Annotated in this window: 14 protein-coding genes and 1 pseudogene; 7 read left to right on the top strand and 8 right to left on the bottom strand. The window is 50.9% G+C overall.

Going from position 1 to position 20,415, the window contains the following annotated elements:
- The first annotated feature begins 153 nt into the window (after positions 1 to 153).
- Together HMPREF3042_RS00145 and HMPREF3042_RS00140 are read left to right on the top strand one after the other, a co-directional pair.
- Positions 154 to 672 carry a type 1 glutamine amidotransferase domain-containing protein gene (locus HMPREF3042_RS00145; RefSeq protein WP_070855741.1) on the top strand — a complete coding sequence of 173 codons (519 nt, stop codon included), beginning with the start codon at positions 154 to 156 and terminating at the stop codon, positions 670 to 672.
- A 40-nt stretch (positions 673 to 712) separates the two neighbouring features.
- Entirely contained in the window at positions 713 to 1,507 is a 795-nt protein-coding gene (locus HMPREF3042_RS00140; protein ID WP_070855740.1) for an LURP-one-related/scramblase family protein, read from the top strand.
- A gap of 55 nt (positions 1,508 to 1,562) precedes the next feature.
- Here the strand turns inward: HMPREF3042_RS00140 and HMPREF3042_RS00135 are convergent, their stop codons facing one another.
- Entirely contained in the window at positions 1,563 to 2,678 is a 1,116-nt protein-coding gene (locus HMPREF3042_RS00135; protein ID WP_070855739.1) for an esterase/lipase family protein, read from the bottom strand.
- 588 nt (positions 2,679 to 3,266) lie between these two features.
- On the opposite strand from HMPREF3042_RS00135, the gene HMPREF3042_RS00130 reads away from it, so the two are divergent.
- Complete coding sequence (locus tag HMPREF3042_RS00130) at positions 3,267 to 3,962, top strand: hypothetical protein (RefSeq protein WP_141764769.1); 696 nt, start codon at positions 3,267 to 3,269, stop codon at positions 3,960 to 3,962.
- 41 nt (positions 3,963 to 4,003) lie between these two features.
- Here HMPREF3042_RS00130 and HMPREF3042_RS10545 read toward each other — a convergent pair whose 3' ends face one another.
- The gene (locus HMPREF3042_RS10545) at positions 4,004 to 5,047 is read right to left on the bottom strand and encodes an SMP-30/gluconolactonase/LRE family protein (protein WP_083327383.1); all 1,044 of its coding nucleotides are present in this window, start codon (positions 5,045 to 5,047) and stop codon (positions 4,004 to 4,006) included.
- Positions 5,048 to 5,384: 337 nt separating this feature from the next.
- The gene (locus HMPREF3042_RS00120) at positions 5,385 to 7,169 is read right to left on the bottom strand and encodes a GmrSD restriction endonuclease domain-containing protein (RefSeq protein ID WP_070855736.1); all 1,785 of its coding nucleotides are present in this window, start codon (positions 7,167 to 7,169) and stop codon (positions 5,385 to 5,387) included.
- A 66-nt stretch (positions 7,170 to 7,235) separates the two neighbouring features.
- Between HMPREF3042_RS00120 and HMPREF3042_RS00115 the strand changes: the two genes are divergently transcribed.
- The 3 genes and pseudogenes from HMPREF3042_RS00115 (at position 7,236) to HMPREF3042_RS00110 (ending at position 8,844) form a co-directional block, all read left to right on the top strand.
- A complete protein-coding gene (locus tag HMPREF3042_RS00115; protein ID WP_246822273.1) occupies positions 7,236 to 7,700 on the top strand; it encodes an HAD hydrolase-like protein in 465 nt (154 codons plus the stop codon).
- A gap of 41 nt (positions 7,701 to 7,741) precedes the next feature.
- A pseudogene (locus HMPREF3042_RS11080) lies at positions 7,742 to 8,050 on the top strand (alcohol dehydrogenase catalytic domain-containing protein); the annotation flags it as partial.
- Between the two features lie 23 nt (positions 8,051 to 8,073).
- A complete protein-coding gene (locus tag HMPREF3042_RS00110; RefSeq protein ID WP_371440715.1) occupies positions 8,074 to 8,844 on the top strand; it encodes a zinc-binding dehydrogenase in 771 nt (256 codons plus the stop codon).
- Positions 8,845 to 9,157: 313 nt separating this feature from the next.
- Here HMPREF3042_RS00110 and HMPREF3042_RS00105 read toward each other — a convergent pair whose 3' ends face one another.
- On the bottom strand, positions 9,158 to 10,321 hold the full coding sequence (locus HMPREF3042_RS00105) for a hypothetical protein (RefSeq protein WP_070855735.1): 1,164 nt from the start codon (positions 10,319 to 10,321) through the stop codon (positions 9,158 to 9,160).
- Between the two features lie 13 nt (positions 10,322 to 10,334).
- Entirely contained in the window at positions 10,335 to 15,353 is a 5,019-nt protein-coding gene (locus tag HMPREF3042_RS00100) for a DEAD/DEAH box helicase (RefSeq protein WP_070855734.1), read from the bottom strand.
- A gap of 160 nt (positions 15,354 to 15,513) precedes the next feature.
- Here HMPREF3042_RS00100 and HMPREF3042_RS10730 point away from each other — a divergent pair, with 160 nt between their 5' ends.
- Positions 15,514 to 16,020: a hypothetical protein gene (locus tag HMPREF3042_RS10730; protein WP_141764767.1), complete on the top strand. Its 507-nt coding sequence runs from the start codon at positions 15,514 to 15,516 to the stop codon at positions 16,018 to 16,020.
- A gap of 1,389 nt (positions 16,021 to 17,409) precedes the next feature.
- Here the strand turns inward: HMPREF3042_RS10730 and HMPREF3042_RS10540 are convergent.
- From HMPREF3042_RS10540 to HMPREF3042_RS00080, 3 genes are all read right to left on the bottom strand, one after another.
- Complete coding sequence (locus tag HMPREF3042_RS10540) at positions 17,410 to 18,342, bottom strand: SIR2 family NAD-dependent protein deacylase (protein ID WP_083327382.1); 933 nt, start codon at positions 18,340 to 18,342, stop codon at positions 17,410 to 17,412.
- Positions 18,339 to 19,379 carry a ParA family protein gene (locus HMPREF3042_RS00085; RefSeq protein WP_070855731.1) on the bottom strand — a complete coding sequence of 347 codons (1,041 nt, stop codon included), beginning with the start codon at positions 19,377 to 19,379 and terminating at the stop codon, positions 18,339 to 18,341. The genes HMPREF3042_RS10540 and HMPREF3042_RS00085 overlap by 4 nt, the downstream gene beginning before the upstream one ends.
- A 72-nt stretch (positions 19,380 to 19,451) precedes the next feature.
- A complete protein-coding gene (locus tag HMPREF3042_RS00080; RefSeq protein ID WP_070855730.1) occupies positions 19,452 to 20,363 on the bottom strand; it encodes a copper transporter in 912 nt (303 codons plus the stop codon).
- Between the last annotated feature and the right edge of the window lie 52 nt (positions 20,364 to 20,415).

Here is a 20,415-nt window from a genome sequence, read left to right as displayed (position 1 = left end):
GCCATAGCTGCAGCCACGATTGCGGCATGTAAAGGCAATCAAGACTTCGGCCACGGTTGCGGTGCATGGCCGGAATCGTGGCTACACCTCGGACCGAACCCCACCTGCAGTGCATCAATGCATAAACGCGATCACGTCGTTACCCTCGGGGCTATGACTGATCTAACGAATAAGACCATTGCAGTATTGGCCACTAACGGATTTGAGGACTCCGAGCTGATTAGCCCGGCTGAGGCCGTGAAGGATGCCGGTGCGACCGTGCACGTTATCTCCACCGAAGATGGCTCCATTGAGGGCAAGAATGGCACGAAGGTGGACGTCGATAAGCTGACCAGCAGCGTTTCTGCTGATGATTACGATGCCCTGATTCTGCCGGGCGGCACCGTGAATGCCGACCAGATTCGCATCGATAAGGATGCCGTGGCTTTGGTGAAGGGATTCGCCGCAGCTAACAAGCCAATCGGCGTGATTTGCCACGGCGGTTGGATTCTCACCGATGCGGATGTGCTGAAGGGCCGCACTATTACCTCCTACATCAGCGTCAAGACTGACCTGATTAACGCTGGCGCCAACTGGGTCGATGAGGAAGTTGTCGTTGACGGCAACCTGATTTCCTCCCGCACCCCGGCCGACCTTGAGGCTTTCAACAAGGCACTCGTAGAGAACTTCTAAGCCACTCGGCTTTTAGCACCACCAAAGGACGGCTGTTGTCATGAGTTCATATTGGGATAACCCAAAGTCGCTGTGGGATCAGATTCCACAGCACGATCAGGAAGATGCTTCCGGGCAGCAGCCTCCCGCACCGGAGCAACCTTCCGCGGCCACACAGCCTGCCGCGCCTGAGCAACCTTCCGCGCCCGAGCAGCCTCCCGCACCGCAGCAGCTTCCGCCACAGCAAGGGCGCTATCAGGGATTGCTCTCGCACAACAGCATCGTTATCCAGCAGATTCGAAACTTCATGGCGGATGATTTCGACATCCTGGATACCGAGGGCGACTGCATCGGAAAGATCGAAACTACGGGCAGCACGCTGAGCCGAATGTTTATGGGCTCTCGTCGTCTGACAGTTTCCGAGCCAGACGGCACTCCGGTATTCGTTATTACCGATCCGACCGATCTTGCCCTTGACCGTTACGAGGTCTACTACCCTGGCTCACAGGCGACAGCCCCTGAAGGCCAGCAGCAAGATGGAGCAGAGTCATCGCGCCTTTTGGCAACTATTCAGCAGAAGTTTGCGTTCTTTAAGCGGCGGCTGGAGATTTCCATCCCCGGTTTTGCCAATTGCGAGGTCGACGGCGACGTCTGGCATTACGACGCCACTTTTATGATCAACGACGTCAGAGTCGCCCAGATGTCACGAAAGTGGTCGGGGTTTACAAATTTCCTATCCGGCAATGAGCGTTACATGCTCCAGCTCAAAGATGATTTGCCGCCACAATTGCGCGCGGCGATCATTGGTGCCGCCATTGCCCTAGATTTGATGGCGAAAAAGGCGCAATCCGACTAGCTAAAATCGCTGTCGGCTCGCGCCCTTTATCAAGAGCTACTGCTCACGAATATCGCTACCGCGCCCCTGCAGCCTGGGCAATGCGTCCGTCTATTTCCGTGATGCCATCAGAAACGGCATTGACGTGTTCTGGGCGAACATTGGCATTGTCGTTGATGCCGCCTTCAACAACGGCGGTCACCGGCACGCACGGAACCTCAACATTACGTCCGAGCGCATTCGCTACCAGTGCAATTGCCCGCGGTGAGAAAGTCAGCCCGATGTGACCCGATAGATCTGCAGAGCACCCATCCTGCAGCAGAATGTTGTTGGAAGTCGGTGCGTTCCACTGGCTTGCAGCCATTGGCGTGACGGCTTCATCAACCTGGGTAGTGATTGCAACATAGTTGACACCCGGCTGCTCCAAGCCGCCCTCATTCATCTTGGCCATGAACTCGCTGTGCTGCAGCAGATCCACCAGGCTCGGGCTGACAATGTACCCCGCAGCCTTGTCACCGGCATTGTCGAACTGGTTGAGCTCCTCCAAACCATAGGAGATACCGAGCAGCGATGTGCCGTGCAGCACGCCCGCCAGGGACACTACGGTTCCAATTCCCCGGCCCTGCTCCTGCTTGGCGTAAGCGGCAGCCAAGGTGCCACCTGCAGAGTGACCAACAATGTCAACTTCGGTCGCTCCGGTTTCCGCCTTGAGGGTTTCAATCTTCGCAGTCAGCTCTGCCAAAGCGGTATCCAACGGGGTCATGTTACGCATGGTTGGAATAGATCCCAGCACCGAAAACTCATCAGGGCCTAGCTTGCCGACGTTAAATGCGTACAGACACTTCCCCATTGCCTTTAGCTCCGGTGCCATGCGGGCATAGGTCTGGTAGGCGTTCGAGTTCATGCCGTGGATCATGACGACCGGATTCTCACCAGGAGCAGGAACACACTGCACATTTGTGCCCTCTGGACTGATGTTTTCCGTCATCCCCTGATTGACCATGACGGTGGGGAAATCATTTGCCTTTGAGCCCCACTCGCCCATTTCGGTCCAGGACAGGACCTGATCATTACCAGTTACCGAAGCCGGTGCGGCAGCCGCGATGGGAGCCACCGCCAGAGCGACACCAGCTGCAGCCAACAGTGCTGTGGCGGAGCGTGCCAGTTTTGCAAATGCTCGTTGAGTGCCCATGATTACTCCTTGCGTAGAGCAGTGAATAGTAAAACGGTTCCAATAAGAACTACGGCATGGGCAAGAGCAAAAAACAGGCTATGAATCGCAATCGTACCCTGAAAAGCGGCCAACTAAAGCCCCTCAAAGGGGTTAATAAAATGTAATCTAAATATAACTATAACGCGATTCACCTACAGCTCCGTAGGTTATTAGAGTGATTTCGGTTACAGTCCGAAACACGAGTGACTTCCGCTCCATCCCGTGCATACAGCGCCGACAGCAACTGCAAAATAGCTCGAGACCTGCAGGGCCAGGAACTTGCTCAAGTACCGATTCAGGACCCAACTGAGGGAAAGCAGGGAAAATGCGATTCCAGCACCTGAATACTCCGGCACTAACGGATCATGAATGCCCGCATGCTTAAACATTATGAACAGCAATGAGTTCGCGGCCACAATGACCACTAGCACCGACATACTGGCGAGTAAATGCAGGCTGCGACGCAGCCAAGTCCTGGGAAACTGCTGGCTTCCCAAGGACGAAAACGAGAACAGTCGTTCTAATAGACCTAATTCCCAATCCGGCCTTCTTACTACCGTTCAGTGCATGACCACGTTTGATTCGCCAATTATTAGGGCGTTTTTCACAGAAGATGTCATCGAGTCGGCACAGAAGCTTTCAGCGCAATCCCCGTTGGTCGAGGTTGCAGCTGGTGTCTACCGCATCACCGTCGATGATTTTGAGGTCCAGGTTGATGGGTTCACTTTTCCCGGCTGCACTTCATGTCAATGCGATGGCTTCCGTACAAGGAAGTCATGTGCACACGTCTGCTTCGGTGTCGCAACAATGCTGGCCGAACACCCCAGTATCAAAGAAGTCCTGTGGCCAGATACTAATGCGGCTATGAACCCGGATTTGTTGGAACCGGATTGCTACTACGAGCTCAAAATGCTCCCCATGACATACTCCCCTTCGTGCCAGGGAGGCCGCACATTGGCGGAGTCAATATTGGATAAGGCGAGCCAATGCCACGGAGTCGTTGACGATGCCCGAATCACCGATGAGGTAAAACGCCTGTTCCAGGATTACTTCGAACTGCCAGGATCATGGGATCCCGATATTCGTAGGAAGGAAATTGAGGCGTTGATAGCCGAACTTCACGACCTCGGTGTTGACGACAAGGAGATTCGAACTCTCGTGTCAGAACACCCCGGGTATTCAGACGTAATTCCTCGCCGCTGGTGGCCACGGAGTTGGTGGATAACTCGGTTCTTTCCATCTAATTGGCGACTACAAACATAGAGGCCGCGCAGGCGGCAGAAATAGCGTCAGGCATTCAACGATTAGAGAACCTTAGTTAAATCAATCGCTAACAATGATGACTGGTCCTTACTGGCGACAATCAGGTCATCTCCCATGCGCGCGGCGGCAGTCGGAGTATGGAAATCCGGATGTGTACCTCGAATTTGATAGCTCCTCTCCCACATTTCTGTGCTACTAGGATTTTGTGTTCCTCCGTTAAACTTCCACATATTTAGCCAAACTTCATGCGGCGCATCTGGCCGAATAGCGTCTGGCATATTCCACACAATGTGGCTGAAGAAATTTGGAACTTTCGCCAGCAGATCAAGAGGTAGCGAACGCGGATGAGCGTAAGCAATCCAAGTCTCGTTGCGCTCGCCGAGAGGCGACATATTGTCTGGAAAACCAGGTAAGTTACCCGCTACGGTTTGCACTTCCTGAGTTACGCAGTCATAACGTCGTAAAGCGTAGTCGGTAGTTTCGCAGAAAAATACGCCAGCACCATCAGGCTCAACGATTACCCCATTAGCAAAATACAGATTATCTAGCATACGTGTCACGGTGCCGTCCGGATGCCAGCAGTTCAGACTTCCACGCGGTGCATGCTCGAGAATTGCACCCATGAATTCAGGGAAATGAAACCGACTTGTAGATTCGGTAAACCAGATTGAACCGTCAGGCGCTTCGGAAGCGTTACTACAGAAGCGCAGCCCCTGACCGTTGACGCTCGTCGCTAGCACTTCAGGAGTCGAATTGAACGCGCAATCAGTCCCGGGCCGAAAGCGCAATAATCCTTTGAACGAGTCGCAAACGATAAGACTTCCATCAGCGCAAAGTTCCAGACCAAGCGGTCTCCCTCCAGTGTTTAGGAGCGCCTTGTGTTCGTTGGTCTCGCAATTAACTCGAATAATCTGACCATCTTCGGTTCCACAGAGCACATCGCTAGCACCGAAGGCGATGACATCCTCAGCACCATGCACAGGCAACGGTATAACACGAGAAACCCCACGGAGGTCGATAGATTCTGGGCCGCTTTCATGCTTCAAAGACACACGGTGCTTACCAGGCTTAAGTTGAGTCTTCATAGTTACTATTTAGCATGACAATACTATTTTGTGCATGAATGTTTACACGTAGAGCATCCAGAATCAGTTCGCAAACGCACTGAGAATTTTCATCCTTGGGCCTTGACCTAGACAAAGAGAAACTCTCTGGCTCGAGCAGTGTAACTGAGGATGTGTGCAAACTAAGCTCAAATCCCCGCGCACCATCGGTTGCTTGCAGGTCTGCATTTGGTGCATGGCAGTCCTGAGTGTTCGCCAGCATGAAGCTGGTGAAAGACGCGTTCCCCAAAAACTTACCTGTCGTGGCAGGTCACCAACTGTAGCGGCAGGTCACCAAAAGCCTTCCGCTAAAGAAGCACTACAAATCCCCGTAGTATTCGCGGAGCTTCGCGGCCATCAAAGAGCGACGCTTCTGCAGGAACTCGTGGTAGTTCTCGACAGTTGTGTCAACCAGTGACTCGGGAATGGCATTGACTTCGAAGTTACGGTTAAGGTCCTCGCGTGACGTAATCTCGCCGAGCGTCGGCTCACCGAAGGCAATTTGGGAGAACACCTCACCCAAATATTCAGAGGGCATGCGGTTGCCGATTCGAATATTTACTGCAGTCTCTGCAAACGCGTAGTTGGCCACCTGGTTGTAGTCGCGCTTGTCGTTGACCCCGTTTTTGCGAAGATAGTCTTTCGGAACCAGGTGATGAATATCGCCTTGGACTTCAATCATCGAGCTAACTAGCGCATGCTTACTTAAGAACGCCGTTGCCTGTGCCTTCACCTGCGAAGCCATAAAGGTTCGGAATTGCGGATTATTCACGCTCGAAGAATCGAAGCGCTGTGGGAGCGTTACTGTCCAGAAACTTTCTCCCAACTCGCCTTCTTCAAGTTCCTTCAACGCCGCGGCCGCCCCAACTCGGTCAATCGCACGCAAATCTCGTTCAAAAGTCGACTCGAAACTACCTGACGCTCTACCCGTCAACTGCGCCATTACAAACCATCGCCTGACGACGCTGCTAACCTCCGGATCCGGACGGCCGTCTGCACGCATTATTAGGAACAAAGCATATGCAAAGTTGACCGCGTTGCTGGAGGTAATCATGTTTTTCTTGATAAAGCCTGTCGACCGCAAAATTACCAAGAACTTCTTGAACTCATATTTGTTAACGACGCGGAGTAGCGCTTGCTCGAACTTGTTGTACGCTTCCGGAATTCTCTCGGGGTAAAACTTTCTGGTTTCAGGATCGAGTCCGCTGAGTTCACGAACAACGAATGAAACCCGACCACGCCGGAAAGCGACCATCGAGGCGACACGGATGAGGTCTACGTACGACGGATCGTAGAGATCCTCAGTATCATCTTTAAGCCACTCGATTTCCTTCCAGTATTGAGTCTGCACAAACTCTTCATCATTACGGAGCTCGCCGTAATCGTGCGGGCTTACTGCTAGATGCGCGAAATAGTCAATGAGCTTCCGCAGGTTGCGACCTTGATCACCGTAGGAACTGATCTTGCTCATGACGAAGTCTGCGCTAGACAGTGCTACTCCCTTGGAGTTGATGCGCACAAAGATCTCGGCAACTGTCTCGATGTCGAGCTCATCACTCAGTGCGATAATTCCGATTGGGGCTTTCTTGATTCCCATCAGCTTTTCCAGAGCAGTCGCAACTGCTTCGTCGTCGGCTTCGGGGTTATTCGCCATGTACTCCCCCATTGGCCGATAAACATTGTTCGACCGCAGGAATTCAGAGATGTCGTAGATCCACTCGGGTTGCTTCTTCAGCACTGGTGTCGCAGTCGCAAATTCCTCAGTTTGCGGATTAAAGCAGATAACGATCCGCTTGGTCTTGAAGTCCTTACCCATCACCGGCTGCCCAGCAACGGCAGCGCGCAAAGCAGTAATACGCTGTTGGCCATCAATCAGAATCTGCTGATACCCGGCATGTCCGCCGCCTTTAACCGGTACTTGTTGACTTTGCCAAGTAATAAGGAACCCCACCGGGAACCCGCGATACAGCGAGTCCATCAAATCTCGAACCTTCGTACTGTTCCATACAAATGGTCGCTGCATTTCCGGAATAGCGATAGTATCGCTCTCAATCCATCCAAGCAGCGTTTCGACTGTGTGCTGGTTCACGGTGTACATGCTCATGCTGATGATTGTTCCACAGGTTCACAATTACTCGTGAGCTTTAGGGGAACACATTCCCTCAGCTGATTGCACCACGCCTGGGAGCTCTTCCGCGCCGAACTTGCTCGCACGTACAAGGAAAACCCGCTGACCCCACTGCCGGGCGTCGAAGACATGCTGAAGGCACTGCACGACAAGGGCATCAAAGTCGGCTTGACGACGGGCTTTGCGCGCGAAATCGTCGATATCATTGTCTCCGCTATGGGGTGGGACAACGGAATCATCGACACCGTTGTCGCCGGTGACGAAGTCGAGCACGGCCGCCCCGAGCCCGACCAGATCCTGGCTGTCATGGAGAAACTCGGTGTGACCGACAAGTCTGCCGTCATTAGCTCCGGTGACACCGAGGCCGATGTTCGTTCCGCCCAGGCCGCTGGCATCACCAGCGTCGGTGTCCTCACCGGCCACCTGACTCGCGAACAGTTCGAGGCCCTCGATGTTGACCACATTCTGGATTCCTCCGCGAATCTGTTGGACATTGTCGGAAAGTAGGCCCTGGACTGCAGATCTGACCAAGTAAGTACCCAACGCTAATGACGACTCCGAATTCCTCAACGATCTCCCCTTCAGCTGCGCCGACGGAAATGGCCCAGGCGCTTGTCTGGCACGGTGGTAGCGACTTTCGCATGCAGGAAGTTCCTATTCCTGCTTTGCAAGTAGGCGAAACCCTGGTGGAAACCACCACCGCCACCATCTGTGGCTCTGACCGTCACACTGTGCTCGGTCGCCGCAGCACGCCTTGCCCTAGCGTTCTCGGCCACGAGGGAGTCGGCATCGTCCGCGCCACCCGCAACCCAGATCTACAGCCTGGTCAACGCGTCGTGTTCTCTGTCACCGCACCGTGCATGAAATGCGACCGCTGTGAATGCGACATGACCGCCAAGTGCCGAAGTCTGAAAAGACTGGTCACGAGACTTTCGATAGCGACTGGCCGCTTTCCGGAACCTATGCTTCCCACATTGTGCTGCGCAACCATCAACCAGTGGTAGTAGTCCCCGACTCGCTTCCCGATGTAGCCGCCTCCATCGCCACCTGCGCCGGTGCCACTGTGATGACTTGTATGGAGAAGGCTGGCTCTGTAGCCGGCAAACAGATCCTGGTTATGGGCATCGGCATGCTTGGCCTCATCGCCGTCGAGGCGGCTGTTCGTGGTGGCGCAGCTGAGGTTGTGGTTATTGACCGCAATCAAACGCGCCTTGAATGGGCGCAGGAGCTCGGTGCAGTTGTCCCTGACTCTTTGGCGACTGGTGACGATCCCGAACCAGAGCTTTTCGATGTCACCCTCGAATTCTCCGGCAGCGAGTTCGCGGTCACCACGTGCATCGACAGCCTCGACATCGGTGGCCGAGCGGTGCTGGCCGGAAGCGTTGCCGCCTCCCCGCGCTTTGCTCTCAACCCGGAGTGGCTCGTCCGTGGTTGGCGCACCATCACCGGTGTCCATAACTATGAACCGCGACACCTGGAACAGGCTGTGAAGTTCCTTGCTCATTCCCAGATTGATTGGGAGGCGGTTGTGTCGGCACCAATTGCGTTGGAGGATGTGCCGGCAGAAATGGAAGAAACACATAATCACCTTAGAACATTGCTGAAAGTTAACACTATCGAAGGCCATTCGTGCACCAATCAACTAATATAGTCTAATCCTACTTACAGAATTATTTATACAAGGTATGACTAATTCCACCGGGCCACTTTCGGGGTTGTTGTTAAAATGAAATAGGATTACCACCCCCACTTGATAAGAGCAAAATAGCGTTCAATTAAAAGCCAGCACAGCAATACCGGAAATACGGGCGAAAAACCACTACTACCCTAAAGTCAGCAGTGAATCACATCAAAAGACTTTCAAGCAACTTAACTATTGACAACCGAGGGTTTCAAAAGACGAATTAGTCCATATTTAATCCAAACATAGCAACAAGTTCAAGCTATAAAATAGTGCAAGTTACTCAATCCACCTCAACAAATTGCAACAATTCACTTTCATTATTGGCAGATTCTTTTTGAAGCTCGGTTAGCGCATGAATAAAAACTATAATTTCAAATTTTCTAAAGAAACAACTACTTTTACCAATAGAAACCGAGATTAACGTTAAAGACACTAATAGAAAAACACCAATTATAGAGATAAGCATAAACCTTACCGGCAAATATCCACCAGAAGATGCTATTCTAGTCAAGGATAAAATAGCGAATACAGGATATACTAAAGAGGAAACGAGTAACACAATGAAAAATTCGATACCATTAACGAATCTAACATATCTGAAATAAATTGCCGAGTGGGTAATATAATAACAATATCCCACCAATGAAACGATCAGTACACCAACAGAAGTGAATAAATTATCAAAAAATAATAACACTCCAACAATAATTACACTAGATAAAAAATGCCATAATACTCCAAAATGAGGCTCAGGCACTATTACGGCACTATTCCTATATCTCCTGTACACCTTTTTGACATTTTTATCTTTAAAATTGGGGTCTTTCAACGATGAATTCTTCTCATTATTTAAGGGATTAACCTTGAACGAATTAAGATCCTTATATTTTTGGTTGATTCTCTCTCGTTGATTTTCTAAAAATAGCTGTTCCTCTTGAGCTTCAAAGTCATATCGTTCTCGAGCGTTCATCAATATATCGGTAACTCCACACAAAACCAATATTGACGTTAGATTAAGAATAAAAGGAAGGTTTATCGAAAACCCCTTCAGTAGCACTAAAATTAATTCGTATCCGCTCGCTGCACGGAGATTTTCATCCGCCAAATTGAAACGACTCCGTAGTTCGAAAAACAGAGACAGAAAATAGAGAACAGGCCACATCTGTATCGCAAATCTAAGTATTCGATAAACACTTGTTTTCTCTGTTGTACCTTTGAGACCTTTTTGAACTGTTATTATAATTCCAAAACCAGTGATTATAGTTACTAAGTTACCTAATCCCAGTGGATTTTGGTCATAAAATAATTTTTCGAGCCCCTCAGATTCAAATATTTCATTTGCTACAGTAATCTCTATAAAAAGGGTTAAGAATGCGACCAAGAACGCAAATACTACCAAATATAAATAAGCCCCCCACCGAAATTGATAACTATTAGGATGCATTCTTTCTACTTCCTTACTTAACGTCAATATTTTCCTTAAAATGAGTCAGGTGAACTGTCTCCATAGCCACCCGCACCACGCGCCCAATGAGGTCCACGATGTAACGCGGGTTCCCCACCGCGTCAACCCAGTCGTTCGGGTCGTTAACGATGCCGGAGGCTTTGTCCTTCTTGACCTGATACCGATCAATCAGCCATGCCACCGCTGAACGCGAGCCCAGCATGTAGCCATCGGCTTCTTCCGGAATGCCGGCAATGGTCACGCGCTTGTTGTAAATCAGCTTCGTCACGTCATTAACGTTCTTACCGGTCTCCGGATTCTTGCGCTTGGCCCACCTCATCTTGAGCACACGCCAGGTCTCACGGTCAGACTCATCACCCTTAACCTGGATATCCAACGGCCACGGCTCCACAGACTCATAACCCACATGCAGGTCCATCAGCTCCTTGCCCGCAGCAGCAAACTTATCGAACTCCGAACGCGATGAAGGCGTCTCAATATGCGGCAGCATCTTCTTCAAGTCAGCCGCATACTTCGTGCGGTAAGCGGGGTCATGCAACTTGCCGTAGACAAAGTGGAAAATGTCATCGCCTGTAATGTCCGCACCCAGCGCATCACGGTAAATCTTTTTGATTTCGTCGGTGATGTTGTCCAGGCGCACATAGCCGTCAACAATCTCACCAATCTCGCCGTAGACACTAGTTTCGCTTTGCTTTACGACGCTGTTCTCACCAAATAGCGCACCATCATCGGCCTCTACAGCGACCCAAGTAAAGCGGGGGAAGAATTGGCCAGTATATGTAAAGAAAGATAGATCGGGCATGAGCTCAGTCGCAAGCACCGCAAAGTTTGCCGCGTCTCTGGGAGCCATCACAACAAAACCAATATTTTGATGCACTGGGGTCGGGAACATTGATGGGAGTTGATACCGTGAATGATTTAATAGTGCGCTGAAATTCGAATACTGGGAGCAAAACGGTCTATAAATCCCAACGCGGTAATCTTTATCCAAAGCTTCGGATTCACGTCCCGCAGCGGCAGCCGTTTCAAGACTAACGGACCATTTGATTTTTGCCGGATCAGCAAGCTCTGAGGCGTTCTTTCGTAGGAAATCTACGAACACACTTCGGTTTCCACCCGACGGAACTTCATCGATAAAGCGTCCTCTTGCTTTCTCATAGCCAAACAACAACGATTCACATTGGCGCGCAAGCTTAGCCTCTGAAAAACTGTAATTCCAGGAATCTCTGCCTGTTGCGAGTCCGCCCGATCCACTCTTGAAGTAGGTTTCTTTACCCGAATTCTTGGCGCTCAGCACCGGCCAGGTCGCGAACTCCGCCGTCCGCTGGTTCAACCAATCACCTTCCTTATTTGGAATAACGTCCTGCCAGCGCATTTGCTCCATTGCAGAATTTGCTACGATATCGAGTTTCTGTGCAGTCGTGAGATAATCGCCGATATCCCGGTAGTGCAATTTAAAGGCAGACTTAGTTGGGTCCTTTACTCCGATCGTGATGGCTACAGTGTTTCGCGAACCAGAACCGAAGACTTTGCCACCTTCCTTCCGTGACTGTTCACCTGCAGTCCGCTGGTTGCCACGGAGATTGAACACATATAAATCAGTAAAATCATCTGACATAGACAAACGCACGCCGTCTCCAGTGTTGCTTTCCAGCCAACCACCATTAGAGACGAATGCAACTACCCCTCGGTCACTTATCCGATCAGTAGCCCACCTGAAGGCTCGAAGGTACGAATCATAGAGGGTATGGTTAACCCGTGCACTGCTGCGCGAGACATAGGTTTCCGCAATCCTAGAATCTAGGCTCGGATACTTCAGATTGGCATTAAAATCGTTTGCATTATTCTGACCAACTGAATATGGGGGGTTACCAATTACCACGTTGATTGGTGCATTCTTTTGCCGCTCGATAGTGGCGTTGTTCTCGCGGAAGATATTGAGGTCCGGGATGTCTCCTTCCTCATGAATCTGGAAAGTATCAGCCAGCGCAATGTTGGCGAAGGGAACATACTCCGGTACTGGTTCACCATTGCGCAGTGCCGCTTCTTCACGCAGTGCGTTATAGGTGGACTCAATGTTGACAGCAGAAACGTAGTAAGCCAGCAGCATGATCTCGGTGGCGAAGAGCTCGTTGGCGTACTTGCGGGCAAGGTCCTCCGGCTTAATGAGGCCAGACTGCAGAAGGCGAACTGTAAAGGTAGAGGTGCCGGCGAAGGGATCGAGGATACAGACGCCTTCGTCGCTAAGCCCCTTGCCGAAGTGCTTCTTTGACACGTCATCCGCAGCGCGCAGGATGAAGTCCACGATTTCGACTGGGGTGTAGACGATGCCCAAAGACTCAGCCTGCTTCTTGAAGGCTTTTTGGAAGAAGCGCTCGTAAAGCTCCTTGATGACCTGCTGCTTACCGGAAGCGGAGCTCACCTCGGAGGCTCGAACACGTACGGACTCGTAGAACTTCTCGAGGGAGTCGGTTTCGGTATCAAGATTGGCTTCGGAGAGGGCCCCAACCATTTTTTCCATAACCTGAGCCACGGGGTTATGGGTGATGAAGTCGTGGTTCTCGAAAAGAGCGTTGAAGACCGGAGCTGTAATGAGGTGCTGCGAGAGCATTGAAATAGCATCATCTTCGCTGATGCCATCATTTAGGTTGTTGCGCAGACCCTCGACGAAGCTATCGAATTCTGTTCGGAGGTTGGCATCGGCGCCGTCGACAAGCGCTTTGATGCGCGTAATTTGGTTTCCCGCGATGGTGGCGACATCGTCCGCCCAATCCTCCCAGTATGTGCGGGTGCCGACCTTGTCCACGAGCTTGGTGTAAATGGCTTCCTGCCACTTATCCAACGAGAACAGTACGAGCTGTTGAGTTAGCTCATCATTATCGGACAGCGGCTGCGGATTCTTCACCGAGTCGGCTTCGGCCTCGTTAATGGCATCGGTGGGAGAAGCGCTCTCGGAATCGGTGTCGGAGCCCGTTTTCTGGGAATCCTTTTTGCCGATGTGGTCGACTTCGATTGGCAACTCTTCAGCAGGATTCGATTCGTTCAGCGCGATGGAATTGACCTTGGCATTGAACCGGTCATCATGCGCTCGAAGCGCATTCAGGATTTGCCAGACAACCTTGAAACGTACGTTGTCATTGAGTGCCTGCGCCGGCGAAACGTCCGGGGCGACTGCGACTGGAAGGATAATGTAGCCGTAATCCTTTCCTTCGGACTTGCGCATGACGCGACCGACAGACTGCACCACGTCGACCATGGAATTACGCGGATTGAAGAAGATGACAGCGTCCAGCGCCGGGACATCGACGCCCTCGGACAAGCAACGGGCATTTGTGAGCACGCGAGTGTGCTGCTCAATGGCTGGAGACTCCAACCAGGAAAGCTTGGTGCCACGCTCAAGAGCGTTCATACTGCCGTCGACATGCTGCGCAGAGATAGAAACGTCCACGTTGTGCAGCGAGACATTATTGAGAACTGCCTTCTCTTCGAGCAGTTCTCGATGCATGTTCACCAGTTGCGGATAGGAATCAGCAATTGCCTGCGATGTCTTGATGTCACGAGCGAATGCCACAGCACGCTGCATAGGTGCGGCATCTTCATCGAAGCCGCCCTTCTTACCCTGCAGAGAACCGGAGCGCTTTGCTAGGCCATTCCATGCACCAATCATTGCCGAAGCCAGAGTGAGATTGATCTGGCTGTTCTGGCTGCGAGCCATGGCATCGGCGGCTACGGACTCGTCAACAGTCATGACGAGAACCGTGTAGTCGGTGAGCAGGCCTTTTTCTACGGCTTCGCCGAATCCGAGACGATAGAACTCTGGGCCGTAGATTGCTTCGTCATCCATGGAGGCGAGTTCAGCTGAGTGGTCCTGGGCCTTGCCCTTGACAGAATCGTCATACAGACGCGGCGTGGCCGTCATATAGAGTCGCTTCGAGGCCTTGATGTAACCGGCGTCGTGGATACGGACGAAGTTGCTGGCATCTTCCCCAGCGAGAGTAATGCCGGTGGTGCGATGTGCCTCATCGCAAATGACTAGGTCGAAGTCGTCGAGCCCTTGCTGCTGGGCTTCATGAACAGCCGGCAGCGACTGGTAAGTGGAGAAGACAATGTGGAGCCCCTTGGCCCGCTTGCCGGATTCAAATCGCTCAGCAATTTGAATGCCGTTGGTTGAGACGGGGACTTCTAGGTCGTAGGTCGCAATATCCTCGGCTTTACGGGAGACCTTCGAGTCAGAACACACCGCGAAGGTGCGCATATCCAGGCGTCCCTGTGCTGTCCATTCCTTGAGAGTTTGCGACAGCAGGGAAATGGATGGCACCAGGAAGAGGATGCGAGCCTTGCCACCGTTCTCCTCAGCTACACGTTCAGCGAGGCGGAGAGCGGTGAAGGTTTTACCAGTGCCGCAAGCCATGATGAGCTTGCCACGGTCGTGGGTAGCAAACCCAGCCATGGCGCTATCAATAGCTTCTTGCTGGTGCGGGCGGGGCTCGAAGGTTTCGCGCTGCGAGAGATTGATCTGGATTTCGGAGCCGGGGAAAGCGACATCCCAGTTAATCGGAGATTCGGCGATTGCTGCCGTGCCGATGCGGCTGGTTGGAATCAGCTGATTAGCAAGAGCTTCTTCTGCGTGCGAGGACCAATGGTCAGTCGTCGAAATAATGATGCGGCTGCCGAAGTGTTCCGGGCCAGACTCGGTAGTAAAGGATCGCCCAGACGCTTCAAAGAATGAATCGAGGTTGGCCTTGGCCAAGCGAGTTGTTGGCATATAGAACTTGCACTGGATGGCTACCCACGTGCCGTCGTCTATGCGACGTGCGACCAAGTCGATGCCGGTATCAGGCGCTCCCCCGTTGTATTTCCAGTCCGACCAGCGATAGACCTCGTCAAACTGCGCTTTCAGAGTTGGGTCAGTGCGGAAATAGTTGACCATGAGCTTCTCGAAAGCGATTCCATACTTCGCCTTCGGCTGATTCTCGCGTAGCTGCTCAAGGACCTCTGAAAACTTGGACATGAAGATATTATGCCGGAAGAAAGCTGTGAGATAATCCAAGACATACGGTTCAATTAATTACACCCCACCACTGATGGATGCAGAGCTAATTGACATATTTCTGCCTCCAAAACTTCCCAAACAACGCAATCATTTCATTTACCATTGCTAAACTTTCACTATGAAGAGAATTCTGAGTTCACTGGCGGTTTTAGCAGTTTTCGCAGCTACTGCATGTTCCCCCAGCGAATCAGCAGATGAAAGTCCGATTAAAACTACTGAAACATCTGCCCAGCGCACGAGTGCAAAGCCGAATCCTACTCAGTCATGGGTTGAAGTTTTTAGCACAACAGCAACTGAAAACGATCGCCCTGAAGTAACAACGGAAAAATTCGAGCTCAATGGGCATGCACGGCTACACTACGTTGTCACTGGGGCCCTAGTCGACGAAAATGAGCCGAATAGCAAAGCTGCAACGATTATGTTTCAGGATGAGAAGCTGAACACTGAATCTAGCAGAATAGACACCACGATTGATGTCGAAAACCCAGGTGAAAAAATCATTGACCTGGGGGAGCGGCGCGGCACGTACTTCCTAATGATACGACCTGCGAACGGTCTTTTCGGCGACAACTGGCACGATTTGACGGTCTCCGTGGTAATAGAGCAAGTCCCAAGCGCAAACTAGAGATTTCCACGACGTAGTCACCCATCACAAACGTGTTTTTGATGGTGATGCCCCTTCCCCTTAAGCAGCATTCTTTAGAGCGACACGACTAGTAGTCTCCAAACAAACTTTCCCCTCGACCAGTATCTAAAAAAGGACTACCTGCCCGTTTCCCGTCAGGGACGACGATACCCCGCTCAACCAAGCCGAACGCAAAAAGTGTGGACCAGCTGCTGTTTGTTCTTGCGTTCGTGTGAGTTTGAAGAGCAGCTCCCCTCGCCGTCATCGGCGGCGAAATATCTGAGCACCGCAGCATCCCGATGCTCGGACATACGCTTATCGAAAAAGTCCTGAGCTTCCAGACAGAGCAAAGGCGTTTCCGTCAAGCAGCGGTAGCCACGAGGCCAGATGACATCTTCATCGCAGCCGCGGTCAAACAATAGCTCGGCTCTATCCCCCCCATCGATGCAGGTCGTTATTCTTACCCGAACTAACCGACAGTCGGTTGAGCTAAGGGGATCCCTAGGCGAGAAGGAGATATCAATATCGGAGTCGTTTCGGAGCCGTCACATTGAAGAACGAAGTGTCCCTCCTGAACATGCACGACGCGCAGGTCGAGAAATTTACCGACGCCATTCCCGCAGATGTTTCCTCGGACAATATGCCGAAGTCTTCGGATTCAATTCCCACGCCGAGTCCGAACGAAACGATGTGATACAGCGTGAGCGGACCTTACTATACGTTACAGCGTAACGTGTACGTGAACAGCTAATGCTAACAAGTTTGACCATTATTCAAAGATTCAGCTTTGAGTTGCTTGAAGTGGAGATATCGCTACCTACGCCACAAGAAATGTTCAACAACTTAAGACGATGCCGGGCACAGCAGTCCTGCAAGGATAGCTATGCACCAATCCGAAAGCTTTGAACCCTACATATACCATACATTAAATAACGTTCCCTATTCCAAAAGATAATGAACAGGATTTGAAGCACAAGCGAGCTCGCGACTATAAGTTTCGCAAGAAATCAGCGATATGCGCTAGCCAAAGATACCGATTTAAATTATCCGATGGGGCCTCGAAGATTAAAATTCTCGATAACCAGAAAAACCCTTAATTAGAACCACAACTGAAACCGGCGACAACGGCATCGACAATGCATCCTCACAAGCTAGAAACTAAGAGATGCGCTATCGCACCAGATATATCCAGAATAACAATTAAAGAACCCTCAGAGCGAACAGCATAAACGACTATCGCATTTAAACATTTCAATCCTAAGGTTATCTCATCCGCTCTACACCGTAAAAAAGCAAATCAATACAACCACTGAACAAGCACAAGAAAACTAATAGTTTTATGGAATGTGCCTCGCATTACGATATTCAGTTACAGAATCCGCCAGGTCATTAATAACCTTCAACATGTTGGAATGCCCCCCCGCCCGCATCAGCACTATACTCAAGGATGACGATATTAGCGGTATTTTTAAGATGTTCCTTTTTAACCGGTGAAACCGGTCCCTTCATCAGCGCATAGTGCGGAAGAGTCGAGCTGCCTACAAAAGCGGCATCTTGAAGCAGCAATTCAATATCCGGATCACCATCCAATCCTGAGCCAATAAAAACTATTGTACGAGTTAGCATAAGCGAACTTACAATCTGAAAAAACTGTGAATGCCTCTGCCTGGCGAAATTATAATCACTTTTACTGAGGATGATTTTATCAGGAAGGTTTACACACCCGTGAAGCTTAAGATAAACGCGCGAACGCGGTTCTCTAAGCGGTGCTACAATATCACTATCCAAGTATGAACGGACACAAAAGTCTTCGAGCTTCGCAAAGTTTTCCGAAAATTTGTCCCAGTATTTTTCATACATCTGATCATAATTTGTAGTCATTACAACAGGTTGATCAATTAGCGCAACTTTTTCGTAAAGTTCTTCGTTCAAAGTACGGTTTCCACCGAACTCCCGTTTAATAACAGCTCTTATAACACTTGGTTCGAGCACAGTGGAAATTATTTCCGCAGCATGAGTGAGATGATTGTGTTCGATTGACTCATTCAATTCACATAATAATGAATCATCGCAGTTATGTAAATTCTTATACTTATCACCTAGAGTTTCTAATAGACCGCGCCAAGTAGGCATTGGTGTATATGTCTTGGGCAGTGCACTACAATTTGGGTTAACAGAAGAATACTCATCTTCATTGACAGTATTTGTATCCCCTTTAGCGCCTCCGGTAGTAGCACTTATGCTGGCCCCTGCTCCAAGGAATACAATCCCCCTTCGCTCACCCAATATTTCGATTAATTGTTCGGGCCAGAATTCACTCATTCAACTCTCTCCAAATTTGCATTAAGCCGACGTGCGACCTCTTCAATAAATTCAGTATACTGTCGTTGTTGAGCAAACTGCCCACCAGCCAATCCATCTTTTCCAGTGAGAGAAGGAAGCGGTGAATGCACAGACTGAGCAAGTGGCACAAGACTTTGAAGGTTCGGTATATCGCCGAGTTTCAATTGTTCGGCATCAAGTCGGTGATCTGCCAACGAACTCAAATGAGTCGAAACTTGTTCCGGGACTTTCCGAATAATGTCCTCAAACGCCTTCGTAGCTCGACGTTCCCCTCTAATTGTCACAGTTGAATACTGTTGCACCGTATAGCCGATATATCCAGAAAATATATCGAGGGTAGAATCACTAATACTAAATTCCGTACTTAGACTAGGGTGGTTCTCGAGGCAGAGCTTAATCCCAGTTTCATATCGCTTTTTCCAGTCAGCTATCCATTCGCCGATATTCCTTAGCGCAATCACGCTAAAGATATCTGCACCCAATGGAGTTAGGAAGTTATTCGAGGCCATAAGTGTCGACCTATTTAGTGCGCCCAACGAAGGCCCCAGGTCAATCAACGCCAAATCATAATCATCTGAATAATTCTGTAATAAGTTCTTTAACCAGTGCGTTTTTCTCACTGCACCCAGGTCTCCAGATAACAGCTCACTGAACCATTTCCCTAGTAGATCTTCGAACATCGCCAATCGTGGATGCCCAGGAATTAAATCAACTTTAAATCGGTTCTCGTTAGAATCTACTGGTACTACCTTGTGAGGAAGAACTTCTCCAGCCATCATCGGATTAACCGCGGTGAATATATGATCTGTAACTGAATCTTCTAGCGATTCTTCTGGCCAATACATCGACGCGTAAAGGTCTTCCTTCAAAAGCAACTGCGTCGTATTACATTGGGGATCCAAATCAATCATTAAGATCCTCTTATTGTTCTTAGTTGCCAAAATATGGGCGATATTACACGCCAATGTGGTCTTTCCCACTCCGCCCTTATTATTAAAAAAAGCTACCGTTCGCATAAAAATCCTTCTCCTCTGTGTTTACCCTTGTGGCCTTAGTGCATTTATAAGCAGTGATATCATCATGAATCTTTATTTTTTACTCGCCGCTTCAACAACCCCAACCTGCCCCGCCGCATCAGACACAGCCTCCACACGCTTCACGGCAGGGTCAGCACCCCAGCGCTCGTCTGGCAAGGCGCCTACGCCTTCACGTCCGAAGCCATCAGTCCCCACCACAACGTGACCAGCCACGTCGTCGCCAGCACCAAAGCCCTCAGCCAGTGCCACCGCCAGATCCGCGACCAAGCCAGCGCCGAACTCCGGGTCCTCGCCCTTATCAATCGCAGCGCGCGAGACAGTACCGTGATTACCAACAATCACAATGCCAGCAGCAGGGCGTAGAGTCCCCTCCTCATACTCAACGAAGCCGCCGCCCTTCAGGGCCTCCAGCAGTAGCTTTCGGTCGGCAGCGGAAGCTCGCTCTCCCCCACCCTTATCCAGCTCCAACACCGGAGCCAACGCCTGGCCAGCCTGACGGCCCGGCTCACGGCGCTCCGGATCCAGCTGCACATCAGCCGGCAGCGAGGTAGAAACCGTGTCCTTCAACTCATCCGCGCCAGCAGAAGAGAGGAACTTATCGGTCAACTTCAACACGCCGGCATCCGGGGCACCAGCAGCGCGCAGGGTCTCGGAAACCCCTGCAAGCTGCTCATCGGTGGCATCGGGAGTCGCGATAACCAGGACGGGCACGTCCTTCAGAGAGTCCTTGACAATCTCCCCGACGATGGGCTCGATGATGCGGTTGGCTTCATCGGCACGCGCTTGCTGAGCATCAGCGCGAGCAACAGCGGCATCGCGCTCAGAGGCGGCACCAGTGCCGAAATCAATGCCAGCACCAGCGGGGTTCAGCACATAAGCACCCAGCGCAGCACCTGCCGCGACACCGAGGGCAGCACCTGTCACACCGGCTGTAAACTTCCCGCTCCTGCGCTTCTTCCCCATCGCCCGTCCCTTTTCCTTTCGCCGACGCCTCAATCAGCTCTGACAGCTGAAA

Source organism: Corynebacterium sp. HMSC074C05, assembly GCF_001838325.1.
Taxonomy (GTDB): domain Bacteria; phylum Actinomycetota; class Actinomycetes; order Mycobacteriales; family Mycobacteriaceae; genus Corynebacterium; species Corynebacterium amycolatum.
This window is presented reverse-complemented; position numbering and strand designations above follow the sequence as displayed.